This window comes from Microcoleus sp. Pol11C2 (genome assembly GCF_036701505.1).
GTDB lineage: Bacteria > Cyanobacteriota > Cyanobacteriia > Cyanobacteriales > Microcoleaceae > Microcoleus.
Map to the genome: position 1 here is coordinate 1 of NZ_JAUBQX010000053.1, position 21,719 is coordinate 21,719.

16 protein-coding genes are annotated in these 21,719 nt (G+C 46.4%); 8 read left to right on the top strand and 8 right to left on the bottom strand.

The genetic code is table 11. The annotated features are described in order from the left end of the window. Nucleotides 1-197: 197 nt before the first annotated feature. The gene (locus QUA42_RS22835; RefSeq protein ID WP_333140320.1) at nucleotides 198-761 is read right to left on the bottom strand and encodes a hypothetical protein; all 564 of its coding nucleotides are present in this window, start codon (nucleotides 759-761) and stop codon (nucleotides 198-200) included. A gap of 91 nt (nucleotides 762-852) precedes the next feature. Further along, nucleotides 853-1,965 (bottom strand): non-hydrolyzing UDP-N-acetylglucosamine 2-epimerase, encoded by a 1,113-nt coding sequence (wecB, locus tag QUA42_RS22840; RefSeq protein ID WP_333140321.1) that lies wholly within the window; start codon nucleotides 1,963-1,965, stop codon nucleotides 853-855. 213 nt (nucleotides 1,966-2,178) lie between these two features. Here wecB and QUA42_RS22845 point away from each other — a divergent pair, with 213 nt between their 5' ends. Then, on the top strand, nucleotides 2,179-2,748 hold the full coding sequence (locus QUA42_RS22845) for a pseudouridine synthase (RefSeq protein WP_333140323.1): 570 nt from the start codon (nucleotides 2,179-2,181) through the stop codon (nucleotides 2,746-2,748). Between the two features lie 75 nt (nucleotides 2,749-2,823). Here the strand turns inward: QUA42_RS22845 and QUA42_RS22850 are convergent, their stop codons facing one another. Then, nucleotides 2,824-3,669: a hypothetical protein gene (locus QUA42_RS22850; protein ID WP_333140325.1), complete on the bottom strand. Its 846-nt coding sequence runs from the start codon at nucleotides 3,667-3,669 to the stop codon at nucleotides 2,824-2,826. A gap of 195 nt (nucleotides 3,670-3,864) precedes the next feature. Here QUA42_RS22850 and ctpB point away from each other — a divergent pair, with 195 nt between their 5' ends. Continuing rightward, nucleotides 3,865-5,184, top strand: a complete 1,320-nt coding sequence (ctpB, locus tag QUA42_RS22855) for a carboxyl-terminal processing protease CtpB (protein ID WP_333140327.1) — start codon at nucleotides 3,865-3,867, stop codon at nucleotides 5,182-5,184. Nucleotides 5,185-5,484: 300 nt separating this feature from the next. On the opposite strand, the gene QUA42_RS22860 is transcribed toward ctpB, so the two are convergent. Then, nucleotides 5,485-5,922: a VOC family protein gene (locus tag QUA42_RS22860; RefSeq protein ID WP_333140329.1), complete on the bottom strand. Its 438-nt coding sequence runs from the start codon at nucleotides 5,920-5,922 to the stop codon at nucleotides 5,485-5,487. Between the two features lie 173 nt (nucleotides 5,923-6,095). Then, nucleotides 6,096-6,605 carry a TIGR02652 family protein gene (locus QUA42_RS22865; protein WP_015175878.1) on the bottom strand — a complete coding sequence of 170 codons (510 nt, stop codon included), beginning with the start codon at nucleotides 6,603-6,605 and terminating at the stop codon, nucleotides 6,096-6,098. Between the two features lie 106 nt (nucleotides 6,606-6,711). Here QUA42_RS22865 and QUA42_RS22870 point away from each other — a divergent pair, with 106 nt between their 5' ends. The 3 genes from QUA42_RS22870 to QUA42_RS22880 all read left to right on the top strand — a co-directional run bounded on the left by QUA42_RS22870 (nucleotide 6,712) and on the right by QUA42_RS22880 (nucleotide 11,900). Then, on the top strand, nucleotides 6,712-7,269 hold the full coding sequence (locus QUA42_RS22870) for a gamma carbonic anhydrase family protein (RefSeq protein ID WP_333140332.1): 558 nt from the start codon (nucleotides 6,712-6,714) through the stop codon (nucleotides 7,267-7,269). Between the two features lie 339 nt (nucleotides 7,270-7,608). Beyond that, complete coding sequence (locus QUA42_RS22875; protein WP_333140334.1) at nucleotides 7,609-10,041, top strand: GH116 family glycosyl hydrolase; 2,433 nt, start codon at nucleotides 7,609-7,611, stop codon at nucleotides 10,039-10,041. Nucleotides 10,042-10,466: 425 nt separating this feature from the next. After that, nucleotides 10,467-11,900 carry a protein adenylyltransferase SelO family protein gene (locus tag QUA42_RS22880; protein ID WP_333140336.1) on the top strand — a complete coding sequence of 478 codons (1,434 nt, stop codon included), beginning with the start codon at nucleotides 10,467-10,469 and terminating at the stop codon, nucleotides 11,898-11,900. Nucleotides 11,901-12,046: 146 nt separating this feature from the next. On the opposite strand, the gene QUA42_RS22885 is transcribed toward QUA42_RS22880, so the two are convergent. Both QUA42_RS22885 and QUA42_RS22890 read right to left on the bottom strand, forming a co-directional pair. Further along, nucleotides 12,047-14,461: a tetratricopeptide repeat protein gene (locus QUA42_RS22885; RefSeq protein ID WP_333140338.1), complete on the bottom strand. Its 2,415-nt coding sequence runs from the start codon at nucleotides 14,459-14,461 to the stop codon at nucleotides 12,047-12,049. Continuing rightward, nucleotides 14,418-16,616 carry a tetratricopeptide repeat protein gene (locus QUA42_RS22890; RefSeq protein ID WP_333140340.1) on the bottom strand — a complete coding sequence of 733 codons (2,199 nt, stop codon included), beginning with the start codon at nucleotides 16,614-16,616 and terminating at the stop codon, nucleotides 14,418-14,420. The genes QUA42_RS22885 and QUA42_RS22890 overlap by 44 nt, the downstream gene beginning before the upstream one ends. A gap of 632 nt (nucleotides 16,617-17,248) precedes the next feature. Here QUA42_RS22890 and mnmE point away from each other — a divergent pair. Beyond that, a complete protein-coding gene (gene mnmE / locus QUA42_RS22895) occupies nucleotides 17,249-18,634 on the top strand; it encodes a tRNA uridine-5-carboxymethylaminomethyl(34) synthesis GTPase MnmE (protein WP_333140342.1) in 1,386 nt (461 codons plus the stop codon). 251 nt (nucleotides 18,635-18,885) lie between these two features. On the opposite strand, the gene QUA42_RS22900 is transcribed toward mnmE, so the two are convergent. After that, on the bottom strand, nucleotides 18,886-20,424 hold the full coding sequence (locus tag QUA42_RS22900; RefSeq protein WP_333140344.1) for a SagB/ThcOx family dehydrogenase: 1,539 nt from the start codon (nucleotides 20,422-20,424) through the stop codon (nucleotides 18,886-18,888). A 228-nt stretch (nucleotides 20,425-20,652) separates the two neighbouring features. On the opposite strand from QUA42_RS22900, the gene QUA42_RS22905 reads away from it, so the two are divergent. After that, the gene (locus QUA42_RS22905; RefSeq protein WP_333140346.1) at nucleotides 20,653-21,174 is read left to right on the top strand and encodes a pentapeptide repeat-containing protein; all 522 of its coding nucleotides are present in this window, start codon (nucleotides 20,653-20,655) and stop codon (nucleotides 21,172-21,174) included. 206 nt (nucleotides 21,175-21,380) lie between these two features. Continuing rightward, nucleotides 21,381-21,713, top strand: a complete 333-nt coding sequence (locus tag QUA42_RS22910) for a hypothetical protein (protein WP_333140348.1) — start codon at nucleotides 21,381-21,383, stop codon at nucleotides 21,711-21,713. The last annotated feature ends 6 nt before the right edge of the window (nucleotides 21,714-21,719 follow it).

Below are 21,719 nucleotides of genomic sequence, written 5' to 3' on the forward strand. Positions count from 1 at the left end.
ATACATCAATATAATTGCACGGATAAAATTAATTAGGATTGCTCTAGGTATAGAAAATCATTTAGGATTGCTATATTAGCAATAGTACATCCCCAGGTGAAGATTCATCGAATCTAATCTATGGCTTACTTGGGTTGTTATTCATAGCATTCATAGCATTTATACCTTGCTTCATTATCTTCAGGATATTTCGCAGCTTATTTTCTCGGATATCTCGTTACCGCCACCGCCGTTATCCGCGCAATTACAGCAGTAACAATCGTAACCACGGCAGTAACAGTCCAAATTACAGCAGTAACAATCGCAATTACAGCATTAACAGCCACAACTATTACGGTGGTGGTGGCGACTACAGCAGTAACAGCATTGATTACAGTAGCACTAGCGACTACAGCAGTAACAGTAGTAGCGATGATTGCGGTGGCTACTACAGCACTAATAGCAGCGACTACAGCATTAGCAGTAGCGACTGCGGGGGTAGCTTTGGCGGTGGAGACTCCAGCGGTGGCGGTGCCGGTGGCGACTACAGCATTAGCAGTAGCGACTGCGGGGGTAGCTTTGTCGGTGGCGACTCCAACGGTGGTGGTGGAGGTAGCGATTACAGCATTAGCAGTAGCGATTATTGCGGTGGCGGCGAGTACAGCAGCAGTAGCAGTAGCGACTACAGCACTAGCAGTAGCGACTACAGCACTAGCAGTAGTAGCAGCGATTCTAGTAGTGGGGGTGGCGGTGGGGATTGGTAATTCGGGAAGGGAGGCCAAAACTGAGTTTTTTTAACAGGAATTAGTCCCCCTCTGCGGGGACTTTGTTTGTTTAATTGCGCTTTCAACCGCCCAACTCGCTATGGAGTAGTTAACTAAAATACTCTTCAACAATTTTCAAAATCCGCGAAGCCGCCAAACCGTCCCCAAAGGGATTAATTGCCATTGCCATTGCGTTGTATGCTTCGGAATTGCTGAGCAACTCTACCGCTGCTGCTGTAATTATATCAGAATTAGTACCAACCAGTTTAGCAGTACCAGCGGAAATAGCTTCTGGTCTTTCTGTTGTTTCTCGTAATACTAAAACTGGCTTGCCCAAACTAGGTGCTTCCTCTTGCAAGCCACCGGAATCTGTGAGGATTAAATGACATCTCTGAATCGCTCCTACTAATTCTGCGTAATCTAAAGGTTCAGTTAAAAAAACTCTCGGATGGTCGCCCAAAAGAGCGTGCAAAGGTTCTCTGACTGTGGGATTTCGATGTAGAGGTAAGAGCAAGGCTGTATCGGGAAACTTATCTAAAATTTGGAGAAATGCGTGAGCAATTCCTGCTAAAGGTTCTCCCCAATTTTCGCGACGGTGAACTGTTGCTAAGATAGTGCGATATTTGCTCCAATCTAAGTTAGGAATGTTGCATTCGGGTTCGCGTTGGGCGACAGAAAGCAAGGCATCGATTACTGTGTTGCCTGTACGGTGAATTCCTCCCAAAACGCCCGATCGCCCTAAATTTTCTTGGGCCAGCTCTGTCGGGGCAAAATGCAGCCGTGTGAGCTGAGATATCAACCGTCTGTTAGCCTCTTCGGGGTAAGGATTGAACACGTCGTCTGTCCGCAATCCCGCTTCTACGTGACCTACTGGTATTTTCTGGTAAAATGCAGCCAAAGTAGCAGCAAACGCAGTCGTTGTATCGCCCTGAACTAACACGATTTCGGGCTGCAATTCTTTAAACAACGCTTCCAAACCCTGCAAACTCCGGGATGTAATATCTGTCAAGGTTTGCTGGTGCTGCATAATTGCTAAATCCCGATCGGCTTTTAGATCGAACATTCGCATTACTTGCTCGACCATTTCTCGGTGCTGACCGGTTAAAATTACTTGGGTGTCAAAGGTTGGCGAACTTTTGAACAGTTGAATTACTGGGGCTAGTTTAATCGCTTCCGGGCGTGTTCCTAAGACGATGCAAACGCGGTGTGTGGCTTCGGGCATGGTAAAATTGGGTAGTTGAGATTTGCGAGGCTCTTAAAGGCTGAATATTTTATACCAGGTTTGAATCGTTGGTTAACAAGATTTATTTTTTTAGGAACCGCAGAGGGCGCAGAGGGCGCAGAGGAGGGAGAAAAGAGAGAGAGAAAGGGGTTTGTTTGGGGTGTTATATCGTTTGATCTCGCACTGTTGGTACATTTTTATTGTTTAATTGTCATGCCTTATCGTTACATTCTATTTTACAAACCCTACGATGTTTTAACTCAATTCACTGACAACTCCAGCGAGACTAAACGCAGCACTCTCAAAGACTATATTCCTATTCCTAACATTTATGCAGTAGGAAGGCTCGATCGCGATAGTGAAGGTTTGTTGCTGCTAACCGACGATGGGCCCCTTCAGCACCGCCTCAGTGACCCAAAATTCGCTCATCCCCGCACTTACTGGGTGCAAGTGGAACGAATTCCTGATGCAAGTGCGATCGCTGCTTTGCAGACAGGTGTCACAATTCAAGATTATCGGACTCGATCGGCAAAAGTGCAATTATTGTTAGAAGAACCACCTTTGCCGCCCCGTGAACCGCCGATTAGATTTCGCAAAAACGTGCCCACAGCTTGGCTGGAAATGACTCTCACAGAAGGCCGCAACCGCCAAGTGCGCCGGATGACCGCAGCAGTAGGGTTTCCGACGCTGCGGCTAGTCAGGTGTGCGATCGGGCCTTTGCGTCTCGAAGGTCTCAAACCCGGTGAATGGCGCGAACTAAGTCAAGCTGATTTTAGGTTTTAGATTTTAGATTGGGGAATTACAGTCAACAGTCAACCGTCAACAGTCAACCGTTAACAGTCAACAATCAATAATCACCTATTTTCGAGGTGGCAAAATAAAACTTTCGTTTCCATCCTTATCTTTTTGCACCTGAGCTCCCAACTTGACAAGAGCTTGCTTCGCCCTTTGACGCACCACCTTATCAGTTGTTTGAGCATAAACTGTACTCCAAGCAGTAAACCGCACCGGCACGCTATCGGGATCTCGGCGCAAATACTCAGCAGTTGCTCCAAACATCTGCGCCAATTTCTGCCCTTCCGGTTTTTTTTCCACCCACTCAGCGGCCATTTCATGAGAGTTAATTGACTCTGGAATATCCCCCAACAGCAGCAACTCATCAAGACCTTTAGTTCGCCAAACTATCCACGATTGGGAATGAAGTTGCGGCGAAACGGCAAGGGCCCTAGTACCACGCTCTATAAAGTTAACAGCGGTTTCAGGCTTTCCTTGATAAAAAGAAATAGCTGTGGAAAGAAACAGGTAGATGTCAGCCCACCGCGGGTCGCGCTGCGTAACTATGTCAAAATAATCTTGGCTGAGATTGTAGCCCGTTACATCTCGCGCTTCCTCGTCGCCAAAATACTGCAAAAATTTGAGAAATGTCCAATCTGCAATTAAATTGTCAAACCCAAAACTAGGGATAGTTTTGAGCATTCTCAGCCGCAGGGCTTCTTGCTGCGCTTCTTGCTGTGCGGTTTGCTTGAAACTGGCAGCAGACGTTGCAGAGAGTGGCTTTTGCCCCTGAACGCGAACTGGGGACATTCCGCCCAACTGGCCGCTAGACTGGATGGCGACGACCCCGGCCAGCGCTGCTAGACCGATAGCTCCATTAACGAGCAGGCTCAACCACTTACGCGAAAATTGTTCGATTTTAGCTTCCACGGCACTTTCAAATCCAAGTTTTAAATTAAGTTTATTGAAACAGAGTAATAATTGGTTGGCGATCGACTATCAATCTCGTTAAACTGTCCAAAGGGATGGTGGAGCCTCCACACAATAGTTTAAGTAGTAGTGTGAGATTTTTTAGCAATATAAAATCTCAAATCAAAAATCTAAAATCGAATTGAGCCAAATTCAATGAATCAAGCCCGCAAACGCTTTTCTAAATTACAGGCAGCCCTGTTCAGTGGGGCGATGGCAACAACCGCTTCGATATCTTTGCTCGTTCCCGGGCTGAGTCAATCAGTCCGCGCCGAGCTTCAAGATAGCCCCAAAGCTGTCTTAGACGAAGCTTGGCAAATTGTCAACCGAGAGTATGTTGATGGCAGCTTTAACAAGACTGACTGGCAATTGACCCGCCAAGAACTGTTGAGCAAAAACTATACCTCTCGCGAAGCTGCTTACACCGCTCTCCGCAAAGCCCTAGAGAAATTAAACGATCAGTACACGCGCTTCATGGACCCGAAGCAGTACGAAGCGCTGACGAATCAAACCTCTGGGGAACTGACAGGGGTGGGGATGAGGCTCGAAGAAGACGAGAAAACGAAAGTGATTACCGTAGTCGAGCCGATGGAAAATTCCCCGGCCCTGAAGGCAGGGATTCTAGCGGGCGATAGGATTTTGGTGATAGACGGCAAAACTACCAAAGGCATGACTGTCTCGGATGCGGCTCAGATAATTCGGGGCGACGAAGGCACAAAAGTCACGCTGCGGATTGCTCGTGAGGGCAAAAGCGAGTTTGACATCACTCTGACTAGGGCGAGAATTGAGGTAGCTGCGGTTCGCTACAGCCTCAAGAATGAAGGCGGGCAGAATGTCGGTTACATCCGTTTGCAAGAGTTTAGCTCCCACGCGGGCGAACAAATGCAGGTGGCGATTAAAAAGCTCTCGGATCAGAAAGCTGACGCTTTTGTTTTAGATTTGCGGGGCAATCCGGGCGGGTTGCTGCGAGTGAGCATTGATATCGCTCGGATGTGGATGGATACAGGGGCGATCGTCCGCACAGTCGATCGCGCGGGCGATTCTCAGGAAATGAAGGCAAATCGCACTGCGCTCACTGACAAGCCTTTGGTGGTGCTCGTGGACGACAACTCGGCCAGCGCCAGTGAGATTTTGGCCGGTGCTCTGAAGGATAATAAGCGCGCAACTGTGATGGGCGGGCAAACTTTTGGCAAAGCTTTGGTGCAGTCGGTGCATTCTTTGGCTGACGGTTCGGGATTGGCGGTGACGATCGCTCACTACTATACTCCCAACGGTACGGATATCAGCCAAAAGGGGGTTACTCCCGATGTTAAAGTCGAAGTCACCGACGAACAAAAGCTGAAATTAGCTAACAAACCGATGTTGGTTGCGACTAAGGATGATCCTTGCTACGCGCAGGCGATCGCACTTTTGAAAACTACCGCTTCCTCGGCGCGTCCCGTGGCCGCTAATGAGGTTCTTGTTCCTAAAAAGTAAGTAGTTGAAACCTTAATTTATTAACCATAAGGATGAAGATGAAGCCCGCGCCAGCGGGTTTTGTTTTTATGCTTATTGTTAGGGGGTATTAAGTAAATTTACGTGAGGAAACGTAAGATACAGATGCTTAAAAAGTTAGAGCTATGAGCATTATTTCGTCTTCCTTCTACTTAAGTTATTAGTTAATTGATCTCCTGATTAAAGCAAATTAGTGGGATGGGGATTTTCTAACCGCAGATATCAGCAGATGAACATAGATGCACGCAGATGGGATTTCTGAATAGGGGATTTCTGACTTAATTAGTCATTCATGCGGCGGATAAACTCTAAGGGCAAACCGTCTGTATCGGCAATAAAAGCTACTTCGTAAACATTTTGCCCGATCGCCTGTTGAGTCGGTTCTAACAAAACTTTTAAAGCCTGAAACTGGTTTGGTTGGTCTTTAGCAGCTTCCTCAAACCGTTCTTTCAGAGACTGCAACCAGCTAGGCAAGTCAGTTGTCGCCTCAGTTAAATCGAAAGATAAATGATAATATCCAACATAATGCTCGTCTCCGAAAGCATCCGGTGCGGGTTTTGGTTCCGGGATTTGAATTAGTTCGATGCGTCCGTTGAGACCTTCCATCCAACAGGCTAGGGTGTAACCTGTGGTAAAGCGATCGCTGACAGTAAATCCCAACTGTTCATAAAAGGCGATCGCCCGGTGAATGTTAGCAGTGCGAATCGAGGCGTGGTGCATTCGATTTTAGATTTTAGATTTTAGATTTTAGATTTTAGAGGGGAAGCAGGAATTCCGGCTTTGGATTTTAGGTTTTAGAGGGTAAATTCGGAATTCGGAATTAAAAACGGTCGCATCTTTAGCGCGAAAGCAAGAGAGCCTTCTTCCCTCTTCCCCCTTCCTTCTTGCTTAACTTATTCAAACAACCGAAAGTAGGGATATCTAATCGGAACTCCCGGCTCTTTTTCCAAATCAAAATTAATCACTTCCCAACAAGGGTCTTCTTGAGGCTCCGGGCTAAAATCCACAGGCAAACCGTACAGTCTCGGCCGCGGCGATTCTGACTGGCCTCGCCAAGGCGTGCTGCGTTCCAAATAAGCGCTGATTAAGTCCCGATAGCGTTGGGCAACGATCACGCGAGTTGCTCGATAGCCTTGAGTATAAAGTCGATCGAGCGCTTCGTGAATTTCAAACCGAATCCCGTCCGGGTGCGTGTGCTGGCGATACCATTCATTCTCCCAGCGGCGCCAGTGCCGCCCAGACTGAAGGTGAACCAGTTCCCCCGTTTTTGGATCTGCCTCAAATGCCCCGTGACGCGGACACAAATAGGTATCCGTTAGCGTTAGAGCCGGAATTGTTTGGCGACAGTGGGGACACTGAATTTCCGGGCCAAACATCGGGTATTGCAAGGCAACTTCAATCATTTATTTGCGTCCCAGCATATTTTCTCTGCAAAAGTCCCAAATACTTTTATTATATCCCGTATCAACAACCAGCTAATCTGCTAGAAGTATAACGAGCGACTAACTAATGAGCAATCTCAACGAACCTCTGCCTGCACTTCCTTCCTATTGGCCCAGGCCTGATCTGTCTCAAGCGGCTTTTGTCGCTGAAGGCGCGGTTGTCATCGGCAGGGTAGAGGTGGCTGCGGGCGCTAGTATCTGGTACGGGGCGGTGGTGCGGGCGGATATAGAGCGAATTGCGATCGGCTCAAGTACCAATATCCAAGATGGAGCAATCCTGCACGGCGATCCGGGGAAACCGACTGTTTTGGAAGATTTCGTGACAGTCGGACACCGAGCCGTGATTCACTCAGCTTACATTGAACGGGGCTGCCTGATCGGGATTGGGGCGATCGTCCTGGACGGAGTGAGGGTGGGCAGAGGCTCTATCGTCGGTGCAGGGGCGGTTGTCACCAAGGACGTTCCCCCTCACACGCTAGTTGCGGGAGTGCCTGCCAAACGCCTGCGGGATGTCTCTGAGGAAGAAGTGGCCGAGTTGGTGGAACACGCTAAGCGTTACGAAAAGTTGGCTCTGGTTCACGCGGGGAAAGGTTGTGATTTGGGATTTGCTGAGGCGAAGGAATAAAGTTTTCAGGATAGTCCTGGACGCATAAAAACCTTTAAAACCCGGTTTTTTGCGGTTTTTGCGGGCTGTAACGAAGTATTTTGAAAAAATCCCGGTTTCCGATCGCGCGTGCGTCCACGACTATAAGACTCAGTCTTAATGAGTTTTTTGAGGTAAAAGACTTACACATTTCCGGGCAAATCTGTCATTCTAAGCGTATCGAAGAATCTCATAAATGCTAAACTACAGTAATGAAAATTAAGCAAAAATTTATTGATTTATAATTGCTTACACTGCCCAAAAACTCCTAAGCTTGGAAACATTCCTATATCGATAATCTAAAATCTAAAATTAATTGACATGAATAACGATCGCACATCTACTCCAAACATCCCTCCCCACACCTGGAAACGTCCCATCGGCCTGGGTTGGGAGAATCCCTATACAGTCCGCTACGCAAGCAATCTCGACGACGGGCCCTGGCACGGAATGCCTCTGGGCGGGTTCGGTGCCGGCTGCATCGGGCGATCGTCCCGTGGCGACTTCAACCTCTGGCACATTGACGGCGGCGAGCACATTTTTCGCAGTTTGCCCGCTTGTCAGTTCAGCGTTTTTGAAGAAACTCAAGGCAACAAACAAGCTTTTGCACTGTCCACGGAACCGCCTACCGATGGCAGTTTATCTAGTTGGAAATGGTATCCAAAAGAAGGAAGAAGGAAGAAGGAAGAAGGAAGAAGGGAAGAGTCAACTTCTGGGACTTATCATGCTTTGTATCCGCGCAGTTGGTTTGTGTATGAAAATGTGTTTCATGCTCAATTAAGCTGCGAGCAATTTTCGCCAATTTTGCCGAACAATTATCAGGAAAGCAGTTACCCAGTTGCCATGTTTGAATGGGTAGCGCACAATCCTACAGATGCGCCGATTACTCTCAGCATCATGCTGAGTTGGGAGAATATTGTTGGTTGGTTTACTAATGCCAATAAGTCGCCGAAAGTGATGGTTCGAGATGATGGTAGTCCATTTTATGACTATCAACCCCGGTGGGGAGAAAGTGCAGGAAATTTGAATTTGTTGGTGGAAGATTTTCACCGGATAGGCTGCGTGATGACGCGGTTGACGGCTGAGGACGAACCGCAAGAGGGGGATGGACAATGGGCGATCGCAACTATTACTAATCCGGCGGTAGAAGTATTCTATCAAACTCGTTGGAACCCGGCGGGGAACGGTGATGATATTTGGCGCAACTTTTCTGCTGAAGGTTTCTTGTTGGATGACAGAGACGAGACAGCTGCAGCCGCAGGAGAACAGTTGGCTTGTGCGATCGCAGTTCGCTTTACTATTCGACCGGGAAAAACTCGCAAAATCCCCTTTATTATAGCTTGGGATTTGCCCGTTACTGAGTTTGCATCGGGAGTTTGGTACTACCGCCGCTATACGGATTTCTTCGGTCGCAACGGCAAAAATGCTTGGCCGATTATTCGCACTGCAATGAAGCATTCCGATACTTGGCGCGAAAATATTGAAGCTTGGCAAAAACCGATTTTAGAACGGAAAGATTTGTCAGACAGTTTTAAAATGGCTTTGTTTAACGAGTTATACGCCCTGACCGACGGCGGTACTCTTTGGAGTGCGGCTGACGAACGCGATCCAAAGGGTCAATTCGCGGTTTTGGAGTGCATTGATTACCGCTGGTACGAAAGTTTGGATGTGCGGCTTTACGGTTCTTTTGCTTTGTTGATGCTGTGGCCGGATTTAGAAAAGTCAGTAGTTTTAGCGTTTGCTAGGGCAATTTCAGCCGGAGACGATACGCCGAGAATTATTGGCTGGAATCAAGCTTCGGCTATTAGAAAAGCTGTCGGGGCGACGCCGCACGATTTGGGTGCTCCTAACGAACATCCTTGGGAGAAAACGAATTATACTAGCTATCAAGATTGCAATTTGTGGAAGGATTTGCCTTGCGATTTTGTGTTGCAGGTTTATCGGGATTTCCTATTGACTGGCGGCACAGATTGTGACTTTTTGCAAGACTGTTGGCCGGCAATTGTTGAGGCTTTGGCTTATCTGAAAACTTTTGATGAGGATGGGGACGGAATTCCTGAGAATTCGGGAGCACCGGATCAGACGTTTGATGACTGGCAAATGCGGGGGATAAGTGCGTATTGCGGGGGTTTGTGGTTGGCGGCGCTGGAGGCTGCGATCGCGATCGGCGAAATCTTGGAAGATGCAGCACCGGAGATAATTCCTAACCCTCAAGCAAAGATTGCATTATATCACAGTTGGCTGCTACAAGCAAGACCGAGCTATCAAGAAAAGCTGTGGAACGGTCAATATTACCGTTTGGACAGCGAGAGTAATTCCGAAGTAGTGATGGCTGACCAACTGTGCGGTCAATTTTATGCGAAACTGTTAGGATTACCGGATATTGTGCCGCCAGAATGTGCAGTCAGTGCTTTAAAAACTGTGTATGAATCTTGCTTTGTGAAGTTCAACGATGGCGAGTTTGGTGCGGCGAATGGGGTGATGCTGAATGGTTCGCCGGAAAATCCGAATGCGACTCATCCTTTGGAAGTTTGGACGGGGATTAATTTTGGGTTAGCCGCTTTTTTGGTACAGATGGGGATGGAGGATAAAGCGTTTAAATTGACCGATGCGGTGGTGAAGCAGATTTATGAAAATGGGTTGCAGTTTCGCACGCCGGAAGCGATTACGGCGGGGGGAACTTTTCGGGCAAGTCACTATTTGCGGGCGATGGCAATTTGGGCAATTTACGGGGTGTTGACGAATTTTAAATAGGGAAAAGGTATATAGCAATCCTTGCAGAAGTTGTAATTTTTTTACCTTAACCCTCCCCTTGGTAAGGGGAGGGAGTGATAAATTAACAAATGATTGAGGATTTATATATTAGTTGCTGAATCCAACTAATATAAAATAATGAAGCATTTAACCCGATTTTTAGCAAGGAAAACCGTTAACTTAACTATCACTAAAATTGACAGTAAAAATTTTTAGCCTGCGAGGAAGACACTAATATTTCATGCTCAAACTTGAGCTATGAAAAAATTTTAAAATGAAACAGAAATGCTAGGATGCGAGGGGTATCGAACTCGGCTATAAATGAGGGATACAAAGGGTCTGAGGGAATTGTGGACACCAATGCAGTCCCCACCTTACCCGTATATAATTTGGAGCGATCGCCAATTTTAAGATAAAATAGAAAAATGTCAAATCCCTTACTTTCCCTCAACTACGAACCCGCCATCGAATCTCTCGGTGGCGACTATTTTGATGAAGTCCCTGCTGCGGATTTTCCGCAGCACATTCTCCGGTTCCGCAATGACAAATTATTGCCGAAATTGGGTTTAGACCCCGCACAAGTAACCGACCAACATTTTATCGAAGCGTTCGGCGAATTTCACTGCGTCCGTCCCTTTCTCGCACTTCGCTATCACGGCTATCAATTCAACGCATATAACCCCAATTTAGGTGACGGTAGAGGCTTCTTATACGGCCAAGTTCGCGGCACCGACGGCAGACTTTACGACTTCGGCACGAAAGGTTCCGGCCGCACTCCCTACTCGCGGGGCGGTGACGGTAGACTCACCCTAAAAGGGGGAATTCGCGAAGTTTTAGCCGCCGAAGCTTTGCACCGATTGGGAGTTCGGACATCTCGCTGTTTTAGTTTAGTTGAAACTGGCGACGCTTTGTGGCGAGGCGACGAACCATCTCCGACGCGATCGTCCGTAATGGTGCGTTTCAGTCATTCTCACATCCGGTTTGGAACTTTTGAAAGATTGTACTATATCCGCAGGCCGGATTTAACTAAAAAACTTTTAGATTTTGTTATTGAATATTACTATCCAGAACTGCATTTAGAAGCAAGTAATTCGGCTGTTTCGCCTGCCGAAAAATATGCGCTATTTTATGCAGATTTAGTTCAGCGAGTAGCTGAATTAGTCGCTCAGTGGATGGCGGCAGGATTTTGCCACGCTGTGCTGAATACTGATAATATGTCAATTACTGGAGAAAGTTTCGATTACGGGCCTTTCGCTTTTATCCCAACTTACAAGCCGGAATTTACAGCAGCTTATTTTGACTATTCCGGTCTTTATTGTTACGGCAATCAACCGTTGATTTGTAGGGACAATTTAGACAAGCTCCAGGAACCGCTAGCAGCGGCGATTCCTCAAGCTGATATGGATGCGGCTTTGGCAAAGTTTGGCGATTATTATAATGCAGCTTATCGGCAGTTGATGCTCAAGAGATTGGGATTTGAGGATTTGCCAGAGGCGGAGGGAGATGAGCTATTGAAGGTGACAATTAAAATGCTGGCGGAGTCTCAAGTTGAGTATCACGATTTCTTTTTTGAACTGCGAAGACAGTTCGATCGCACTTGGCGAGATGATGCTAGTCTAATTTTTCACGAGGCGGAACCGGCGGACTTGATAGCACCTTGGCGGCAGTTTTATTATCACGTTTTGCAAAGTTTGTCGGCGGATGATATGGACAAAATGGCGGACTGTTTGCGGAGGCACAATCCCGAACAATCGCTGTTGAGACCGACGATTGAGGCGGTTTGGGAACCCATAACTATTGATGATAATTGGGAACCGTTTTATGAATTAGTTAAACGACTTCAAGACCCAGAAAATTGATTGATAATAGCCTTCCGGGGCGGACTCACCTGCATTTTTGGTTGGTATTAAAGATTAGCGTGAACCCGCCCCGGAGCCATCTAAAATTATAAAAATCTGCTACAGAAGAAATATAACACCTAGAAATAACGACTAATGACTAATGACTACTTTAGCTTTTCAATTTCAAATTGTGCATCTTTGTAACCGCCAGTAAGTCCTTGATCTAGAAACATTTTTCCGGCTTTTTCTAAATCGCTAATTGCTCCTGCTTTGTCTCCCAAGGAGCGGCGAACCATGCCTCTACCGTAGTAAGCGGCAGCATAATTCGGGCTGATCCGAATAGCTTGCACGTAATCTGCGATCGCACTATTGTAATTCTTTAACTCCTGATAAATCTTAGCCCGATTGGCGTAAGCTTCAGCATTGTTGGGATTGAACCCGATTGCTGCTGTAAAATCTGCGATCGCCCCCTGCGCGTCACCCCCGGCGCTGCGAGCTAAAGCACGATTGTTAAAAGCATTATAATCATTCGGATTCACTTTCAGCGCTTGAGTGCAATCGGCAATTGCTTTGGGATAATCCTTCAAATTTAAATAAGCAATGCAGCGATTGTTGTAAGGAACCCCATCCTCATCGCTCAGCGAAATTGCCTGAGTGCAATCGTCAATTGCCGCTTGATGCGCTCCCAAATTCAACTGCGTACTGCAACGATTAGCATAAGCATCTGCACTCTTGGGATCGATCGCAATTACCTGAGAATAATCCGCCAAAGCTCCCTGATAATCTCCTAGGTGAAAGCGAGCTCTCCCCCGACTGTAGAAAGCATCAACATTCTTAGCATCAAGTTTAATTGCCTCAGTATAATCTCCAATCGCTCCCTGCAAATCTGCGCTCCCAGCACGAGCCAACCCCCGCGAATGATAAGCTTTAACAAGGTTCGGCTGCAACCGAATTACTTCGGTAAAATCCTGAATGGCCATCTTGGAATCTTGCAGTTCTAAATAAGCAACTCCTCTTTCATAATATGTATCAGCATCCCTGGGCTGGAGATTCAAAGCTTGAGTGTAATCCTCAATCGCCCCACGCTTGTCGTTAAAATCGTGACGGGCTAGGCCACGGTTAAAATAAGCCTGAACATATTTAGGATTGAGAGCGATCGCCTGAGAATAATCCGCAATTGCTTCTTGATAATTTTTTAAATCATAATTAGCATTACCGCGCTGGTAAAAACTCTCAGCACTTTTAGGATTCAATTGAATTGACTTATTAAAAGCCTGCAAAGCTGCCTCCGCATCTTGATTGCGAGACTTTTCTACTCCCTGTTCGTAATATTCCTTAGCTTTAATCGGATTGGGGCGGCTCCAATAACTAAACAGAAATATCAGAAATATCGCCGCCCCAACGCCCGCCAAAATCAGCAACCAAAATCGACTTCCCAAACGTGAATAAAAACGATCAGAAGACACTAAGCTGGGAGCAATACTTTTCTTGTGAGCTGTATTTACAGGCTCTTGGCGGTGCCTCAACTTGCTGAGAGCTACCAATACTTCGTCCGCAGATTGATAGCGCTTGGCAAATTGGTGACATACCATTTTGTCAATTATATTGGCTAATCCCACAGAACATTGAGATCTGTTTCGCCAAACAATTTCCCCCGTATGAGAAGGACTCGGATCTTGCAATTTTGGCAAATCCGTACCGGGTAAACCAGTGATAGCTTGGACTGCCATCATCCCGACTGCATAGAGGTCGCTGCTAAATTGCGGGTTGCCTTGAAATTGTTCGATCGGCATATAAGCCGGAGTACCAGTAGCAATGGTGCGCGGAAATTCTGTATCGTAGTCACTGACGTGATTCGCAACTTCTTTAACCGAACCGAAGTCAATTAAAACTAATTTGCCGTCTGGTTTGCGGCGGATTAAGTTGGAGGGATTAACATCGCGGTGAATCACTCCCTGAGAGTGTACGAAGGCGAGAACTTGTAATACTTCTTGCAACAGATCCAGCACTCGTTCCTCCCGCCAAGGTTGACCGGCCACAATTTCCCTATTGAGGGCGTGTCCGGGCACAAACTCTTCGACGAGGTAGAATTGATTGGCTTCTTCAAAATAAGCTAGTAAAAATGGAATTTGATCGTGTTTTCCCAGCTTTTCTAATATTTCTGCTTCTTGTTTAAATAAGCGATAAGCTGTTTTGAGAACGGTGGAAGTGTTGCTGGGAGGGCGCAGTTGTTTCACTACACATTGAGGGTGGCCAGGGCGGCGAGTATCGACAGCTAAATAAGTTTGTCCGAAAGCACCCGAGCTGAGAATTTGCACTACGCGATAACGCCTGTCTAAAAGTTGACCAACCATGTTCATATCGGGAATTGGGAATTGGTAACGGGGAGGGGGTAATGGGGAATTGGTAACGGGGAGTTGGTAACGGGGAGTTGGTAACGGGGAGTTGGTAATTTTTACTTCTTCCTCCTTCCTTCTTCCTTCTTCCTTGTTCCTTTTTTCTTCTTTTTTTAACATCTGACTGATGATTAATAGCTTATTTAGGATCGTTGATTTGTGCTTGTGCCTTTTGGAAACCATCCGCTCTTCCTTGTTCTAGAAACAGCGTTGCAGCTTTCTGAAAATCCTCCATCGCCCCGGTACGGTCTTTGAGTTGCCGGCGGACGAGGCCTCGGCTGTAAAAAGCGGTCGCATTGTTGGGGTTGAGCCGCAGCGAGTGAGCGAAATCCTCAACTGCTAAAGGGTAATTTTTTAGTTCTGAGTAAATAGTACCGCGATTGCTGTAAGCTACTGCATCGCTGGGATTGAGTCGAATAGCTTGAGTAAAATCTTCCACAGCGCCCTGCTTGTCTCCCGAAGCCAATCGAGCTAATCCTCGATTGCTGTATGCTTTGGGATTGTTGGCGTTGAGTCCGATTGTCAAACTGCAATCTTCGCTGGCCTTTTGAAATTGTTTTAAATTCAGATAAGCAATGCAGCGGTTGTTGTAAGCTGCTTCATCTTTTGGATCGAGGCGAATTCCTTCGGTGCAATCTGCAATCGCTTTGTCGTAGGCGGCCAAATTCAAGTAAGCGCTGCACCGATTGGTATAAGCATCAGCGAGATCTGGTTGCAATTCGATCGCCTTAGTATAATCTTCCATCGCTCCTTGATAATCTGCCAGATTAAACCTGGATCGACCACGACTGTAGTATACGCCAGCTTGTTTGGGGCTAATTTGAAGGGCTTGAGTAAAATCTGCCATTGCTCCTGTTTTGTCGCCAGCAGCCGATCGAGCTAAACCCCGATTGCTGTAAGCTGTAGCATCGTTGGGACTGAGCCGAATTGCTTGAGTGTAGTCTTCAATTGCCGTGCGGTGGTCGCCCAAATCGTAGTAGCCTAAACCCCGCTGAGAGTATGCCTCACCGTCGCTGGGATTGAGTCGCACTACTTGGGTGAAATCTTCCACGGCCCCCCGCTTGTCGCCGATGTCGAGGCGGGCCATACCTCGATTGTAGAGAGCTTTGGTGTGGCTAGGATTGACTTTAATTGCTTGCGTGTAATCCTGTATTGCTTGCTCGGTTGCGCCCATGTCGTAGCGAGCGTTTGCCCGCTTGTAGTAAGTTTCCGCATCGCTGGCATTCAGGGCGATCGCTTGAGTATAATCGGCGATCGCGCCTGTTTTGTCACCTTGCTGCGCTTTGGTAACGCCACGGGCTAACAATTCTTTTGCTCTCGCGGGAGTTTGACTCTGCCAAAAGTAAATTATCAGTGCCGTGAGGATTAAAGCTGCCGCTGTTGCAGCCAACAGCAGCAGTTTGGTTTGGCTTTGTCTTCGCGGTTGACTCATAGCGTGCGTGATAATTGTGGCTGGCGGCGGCTCAACCTCGAATTTTACGGCGATTTGTTGGAGGTCTGCCAAAACTTCGGCGGCGTCCTGATAGCGTTCCTCCCAATCAGGGCGCACCATTCGATCAATAATATCTGCTAGGGCAGGCGAACAAGTTGCCCGGTTTCGCCAGGAAATTTGGCTTTTGTTGTTTTTTAAGGCACTCAGTTCGTTGGGTGAGAGTCCCGTCACGGCAAGCTGGGCGATCGTACCTAGAGCGTAAATGTCGCTATTGTAGCGGGGGTTGCCGTTCAATTGCTCGATCGGCACGTATAACTCCTGGGCCACCAAATCCTGCTTTTTTGCCTCATGCCGTTTAACAGAGTTCGGGGAAGTTGGCGACAACAAATGACAGTTAGCAAGTTCCGGGTTAATTTCTTTGTCTAAGCTAAAGTCTACCAATACAAATTTCCCGTCTGACTCGCGCCGGATTGCTCTGTCTGGTTGAATTCTGCGGTGAATGAAACCTTTCTCGTGTATGAACACCAAAATTTCTAATATTTCTGATAGCAGACAAATTACTTGGTCTTCATCCCAAGGTTGACCCGGTATTAGTTCTTGACTTAAAGGTGAGCCGGCAATAAATTCTTCAATTAAGTATAAACTTTGATTTTCCTCAAAATACGCCAATAATTCCGGGATTTTGTCGTGTTTTCCCAATTTTTCAATTATTTCTGCGTTTCTTTGAAATATAACTTTGACTAATTCTGGAGTTTGCGAACTTGTGCCGGGTAGCCGCATTTCTCTAACCGTGCATTGCGGATACCCGGGACGGTGAGTATCTGCTGCTAGATAAGTTTTTCCCACCTCACTTGAGTCTGTGACTTTAATGATGCGGTAACGTCTGTCTAGAAGTTGACCAATCATGCTTTGCCCTCTACCCTATCAATTTTCCATTATCGCATGAAATCAGAATAGCCAAAATATTTGGCTGAGTAATTTAAGTTCGATCGAGCCGTGACTCCCACCCAAAAACGGATAGTTGCTTTCGCACAGGAGTCGTAAGCCTCCCCAAATTTTAGACCCGAGTTGAAGCTCCCCGATTCATCTGTGGAGTCAATCTAAAATCTAAAATCTAAAATCTAAAATCGACTGACTGAGCAAACGGGCGATCGGATTAACGAGCCAAGTGCAGCGCGGTGACCACGCTCTTCTAAGATTTTACAAAAAAATCGCTGAAATTGTTTATTCTGTCAATGAAATATGTATAATTTAACAACCGGGGCGGAGGTGACTTAAATGAACGTACCACTGGTTGAATCCCTAATTCAAGTTCTCCTGTATCTCGAAGCAGACTAGCAATTAGCGCTCGCACGAAAAAGATTAAAAAACCTCCCTTGCCCTTTGACTCAGAAACTCGTGCAGCTTGCCCAAAAGGGCGGGAATTTAAATTTTTTGAAGGACGAACCAGAGATTTATATCCTCGAATACCGAGAAGCAATTGCCTGATACTCAAAAACAGGAGATTGAGAGAACTTTTAAATGTGTGAACAATAAAAATGTCTGAATCATTAACAAAAGGAGGAACGATCGCAGCGATCGCCACTGCCATAGTTCCCCAACAAGGCAGTGTCGGCATTGTGCGAGTTTCCGGTTCCGCAGCCTTAAAAATTGCCGAAACTCTGTTTCGCGCCCCAGGACGGCAAATTTGGGAGTCTCACCGCATTCTTTACGGCCACATCCGCCGCCCCAAAACTCAAGAATTAGTTGATGAAGCTTTGCTGCTAATCATGAAAGCACCGCGTTCTTTTACTCGCGAAGATGTGGTGGAATTTCACTGTCACGGCGGTATTATGACCGTGCAGCAAGTCTTGCAGTTGTGTTTGGAAAATGGGGCGAGATTGGCTGCGCCGGGAGAGTTTTCACTGCGGGCTTTTTTGAACGGGAGGCTTGATTTAACTCAAGCTGAAAGTATCTCGGATTTGGTGGGAGCACAATCGCCCGCTGCTGCACAAAGTGCTTTGGCTGGTTTGCAAGGAAAATTAGCGCAGCCAATCCGCAAATTGAGAACAACTTGTTTGGACGTGCTGGCAGAAATTGAGGCAAGAATTGATTTTGAGGAAGATTTGCCGCCTTTAGATGAAGCTAAAACTTCTTTGGAAATAAATCATGTTTTGGAGGAATTGTCAACAATTTTGGCAACGGCAGATCGCGGAGAATTGTTGAGAACTGGTTTGAAAGTAGCGATTGTTGGGCGACCGAATGTGGGAAAATCGAGTTTGTTGAATGCGTGGAGTAAGAGCGATCGGGCGATCGTTACGGATTTGCCCGGTACGACGCGGGATGTGGTAGAATCGCAGCTAGTTGTGGGCGGAATTCCGGTGCAGGTACTCGATACTGCGGGAATTCGAGAAACCGAAGACAAGGTAGAAAAAATTGGCGTTGAGCGATCGCGCGCAGCCGCAAAACAAGCCGATTTAGTGTTGTTGACAATTGACGCGGAATCTGGCTGGACAGAGGAAGATTGGGAAATTTACGAACAAGTAAAGCACCGCCAGCTAATTATAATTATTAACAAAATTGACCTAGTAAACACCATCCCTGAACTACCTTTTTCCTCTGAAACTCACCGTATAGTTACCGCAGCCGCCGCCCTCGATAGAGGCATAGAAAACTTAGAAACAGCAATTTTAGATGCTGTCAGCGGGGGAAATTTGCAAGCAGCAAACTCAGACTTAGCAATTAACCAGCGGCAAGCAGCAGCCTTAACCAAAGCTAAAATTTCTCTAGAACAATGCACGGATACTATTAGCAACAAATTGCCTTTAGATTTCTGGACAATAGATTTGCGCGGCGCAATTCAAGCATTGGGGGAAGTTACGGGCGAAGAAGTGACAGAATCAGTTCTCGACAGAATATTTAGCAGGTTTTGTATTGGTAAATAGTCATATAAAAAGAGTAAATTAAATAGGTAAGCTGTCTCGCATTTAAGTTGTATTTTTAGGGCGGGCGGGACGCCCACCCACAAGAATTTCACTTTTTGTGGAACACCGAATTTCACTCTTTGTGGAACAGGCATCTTGCCCGTTCTTGAGAATGGTGTAAGATGTTAATTTCATCAAACTTGACTGTAAAATTTAGATGCGCCTGGGCTTAGTGAAGCAATAACTACTGACAAATAACAACTAACTTATTGTCACGATCGAGGTCTTCCCAGACTTGTAATATAAAGCACAGCTTCACCGGCCGGAATACCTAGAACGTCATTGACGCGATCGTCAAAAAAGCCCCCGATACCGCTGACACCCAAACGCAGTTGCATAGCTGCTAAATTCAACCGCTGGCCCAAATGACCCGCGTCCATGTGCAAATAGCGGTAAACTCGATCGCCATATTTTGCTACAGCCCTGTTCAAATCCGCCGTGTGAAACAACAGCGCCCCCGCATCTCTCCCCAAGTCTTGCCCCAAGCACAAAAAATGCAACTCCCTGCGGAAATTTTTAAACCGAATTTGCCGCAATTCTTGAGCTTTCGGAGCGTAATAGTAACAGCCTTCTTCTAACCCATTCACTCCCGAAACAGCAATAAAAGTCTCGATCAAACTTAGATCGAAATAGTCGGGAGAACCGTCTAATCCTTGGTCGATATAGTGCTGGGGCTGGTAAGTAAAATCGAGCATAGCTAGCAGTTCGCCCAAGCTCAAAGAAGCACCTGTATAAGCACGGGTAGAACGCCTTTTGAGCATAGTGTTTTCTAAAGTTTCCAGGTTCACTCCCCAAGGAATCGAAGGAGTGACCGTCGAAACTTTAGTACAAAAGGGAAAGTTGTATTTATCCTCTAGTACCCCTTCACTTTCATCAAGTTTCCACCCGTCTGCTCCGGTAGGGTCTGATTCTAAATGCGTGGCTTTGTGGAGGTATTTTAACAGTTGACCTTCGGAAATTTGCGGGTAATCTGTGGTCGTGTTTCCGGGCAAAGCTGTTTTAAATTTAGGTAAGTTTTGGTCAATATCTAGCAAGTCGGCTAAAGCAACTAAACAAATCGCTCCTTCTTGCTCCGAGTCGATGTACAGTAATTCATTGACAGCTTCGTCGGCGAATCCTCCAATCAGGTGAGGTCGGTAATCGTTCACGGCGCAAGCTAACTCGATATTACTCAATAAATGGCCGGTGTCTAGAAAAATTCGCCGATAAGCTCGGTCTTCGTAACGCCAAGAAGAACGGAAAAAAACAGTGGTAATGGCGATCGCCAATTGGGTATTTTCTAGTGCGGGCGACTGGAAACAAGCGGCTTGCAATGATGGCCAAACTTGACTGTCCCAAAAATGAACAAGTGAATGAGTTCTGCACTGATAGTTGTAGAGTCCGGCCGGCAAGTGGGCAGTGCCACGGGAGATTAAATAAACCTCTGCTGGGTAGAGTCCACCCGCCGATGGTGCAGATCGCAAATACAGGTAGCTGTCGTCTACCGTCTGCACTTTTGCCGTCAACCCGTAGCTGCACAGCAACAAGCTAGACAACCGATGCCACCAAGCGGCATCGGGATCGGCATCGGCCTCCTCCGAGGGGTCTTTTAGATAAGGCTTGAGGTCAAAATACGCTCCAATTTTATATTCTTTGAAAGGCACAGGTTGCTCTGTCCAATCTAGCTGTTTACTTTTAGCAGCAATGGTTTCAGGGTCGTATTTTGTCCGTTCGTGGTAGTGCTGAGCAATGGAGAGAGGAAGTTCTGGCATATTTCAGTAGAGGATTTGCTTTGGTTTCTCGATCGATCTTGACATTACTAACCGTTTACTGGTTGAGCAAGGCAGAAATTTACAAATATAAAAAAAATCTTAGAAAAAATGAGATCGTTGTTACACAAGCTTAACATAAAATAATGCCTAAGTATAAATACACAGATTAATACCCATTAATTACTGTTATGGATTGTCTGCAATAGCTGTCGTCATAAAGGGATGAAAATGCAAAAGCTAAGCGCTGAGGAATTGCTCGCTCAGTATGCTGAGGGCAAGCGAAACTTTAACGCCATTGACTTAAGTGAAGATAACTTGTTTCAAGCAGATTTGACAGAAATAAATCTTTCTGGTAGCGTTCTGAGGCGAGCTTACTTGCCCTACGGAAATTTGACTCAAGCCAATCTTTATAAAACTGATTTGCAAGATGCTGAATTGGGCGACATTCAACTTTATCAAGCTAACTTGTCGGAAGCAACTTTATGCAGAGCAAACTTATCCAGAGCAAATTTGCGTCACGCCAATTTGCAAGGTGCAAATTTGCAGAAAGCCAATTTGCAAGGTGCGGATTTGTACAATGCAGATTTGAGGAATGCGGATTTGAGATATGCGGATTTGAGCCGAGCTAATTTGGAGAAAGCAAAGTTAACCAAAGCTCAATTAGCTGGCTGCAACTTATTTCGATCGCGCTTGGTTGATTTGTCGGAAGCTGAGTGCGATCGCACTACTATCGGACCCGAAGGCTATTGATGATTTGCAGTGGCTAGTTTAGGGCGTAGGGCGATCGGCTTAATTAGTCGTGAAGCGTAGCTATCCCGTAGGGAATCGCCCTTTTTAAAATTTCTTAACATTTCTCGACACCCAGGAAAATGTGAGTTACAGTCGTAGATAACTTATCGCTCCGCAACATTGACAATAAATAATACATTTTTCCAGGGGAAAACAGGCTAAAATTTATGAATTCTCCCGACAAAAAAGCCAGAGAACTCCGGCACAAAGAACAAGAACTACGGAAGCGCGAACAAGAAATTCGGCTCCGCGAACTAGAATCCGAAATCGACCGCTCAGTGCCCGAACATCTAACGAGCAAGTACCAAGAACCCGACACCCAAGTTAACGGCAAACTCAAACAGTGGCGCCGAAAAATTATAGCAGCCGCTCAATTTACAGGCATTGTCATCGCTGTTGTCGTTGCAGTTCGCATAGCATCTTGGCTGGCAGCCGCCCTGATAGTCGGAGGCATTGCTTTTATCGCTTACAAAATGTTTATTGAAGAAGGCAGAAGTTGAAAAGCT

What these genes read in the sequence shown, in the direction of transcription:
- ctpB (WP_333140327.1), top strand. Translation starts at nt 3,865, where the DNA reads ATGAATCAAGCCCGCAAACGCTTTTCTAAATTACAGGCAGCCCTGTTC.
- QUA42_RS22860 (WP_333140329.1), bottom strand. Translation starts at nt 5,922, where the DNA reads ATGCACCACGCCTCGATTCGCACTGCTAACATTCACCGGGCGATCGCC.
- mnmE (WP_333140342.1), top strand. Translation starts at nt 17,249, where the DNA reads ATGTCTGAATCATTAACAAAAGGAGGAACGATCGCAGCGATCGCCACT.
- QUA42_RS22865 (WP_015175878.1), bottom strand. Translation starts at nt 6,605, where the DNA reads ATGATTGAAGTTGCCTTGCAATACCCGATGTTTGGCCCGGAAATTCAG.
- QUA42_RS22890 (WP_333140340.1), bottom strand. Translation starts at nt 16,616, where the DNA reads ATGATTGGTCAACTTCTAGACAGACGTTACCGCATCATTAAAGTCACA.
- QUA42_RS22910 (WP_333140348.1), top strand. Translation starts at nt 21,381, where the DNA reads ATGAATTCTCCCGACAAAAAAGCCAGAGAACTCCGGCACAAAGAACAA.
- QUA42_RS22870 (WP_333140332.1), top strand. Translation starts at nt 6,712, where the DNA reads ATGAGCAATCTCAACGAACCTCTGCCTGCACTTCCTTCCTATTGGCCC.
- QUA42_RS22880 (WP_333140336.1), top strand. Translation starts at nt 10,467, where the DNA reads ATGTCAAATCCCTTACTTTCCCTCAACTACGAACCCGCCATCGAATCT.
- QUA42_RS22905 (WP_333140346.1), top strand. Translation starts at nt 20,653, where the DNA reads ATGCAAAAGCTAAGCGCTGAGGAATTGCTCGCTCAGTATGCTGAGGGC.
- QUA42_RS22900 (WP_333140344.1), bottom strand. Translation starts at nt 20,424, where the DNA reads ATGCCAGAACTTCCTCTCTCCATTGCTCAGCACTACCACGAACGGACA.
- QUA42_RS22845 (WP_333140323.1), top strand. Translation starts at nt 2,179, where the DNA reads ATGCCTTATCGTTACATTCTATTTTACAAACCCTACGATGTTTTAACT.
- wecB (WP_333140321.1), bottom strand. Translation starts at nt 1,965, where the DNA reads ATGCCCGAAGCCACACACCGCGTTTGCATCGTCTTAGGAACACGCCCG.
- QUA42_RS22875 (WP_333140334.1), top strand. Translation starts at nt 7,609, where the DNA reads ATGAATAACGATCGCACATCTACTCCAAACATCCCTCCCCACACCTGG.
- QUA42_RS22885 (WP_333140338.1), bottom strand. Translation starts at nt 14,461, where the DNA reads ATGGTTTCCAAAAGGCACAAGCACAAATCAACGATCCTAAATAAGCTA.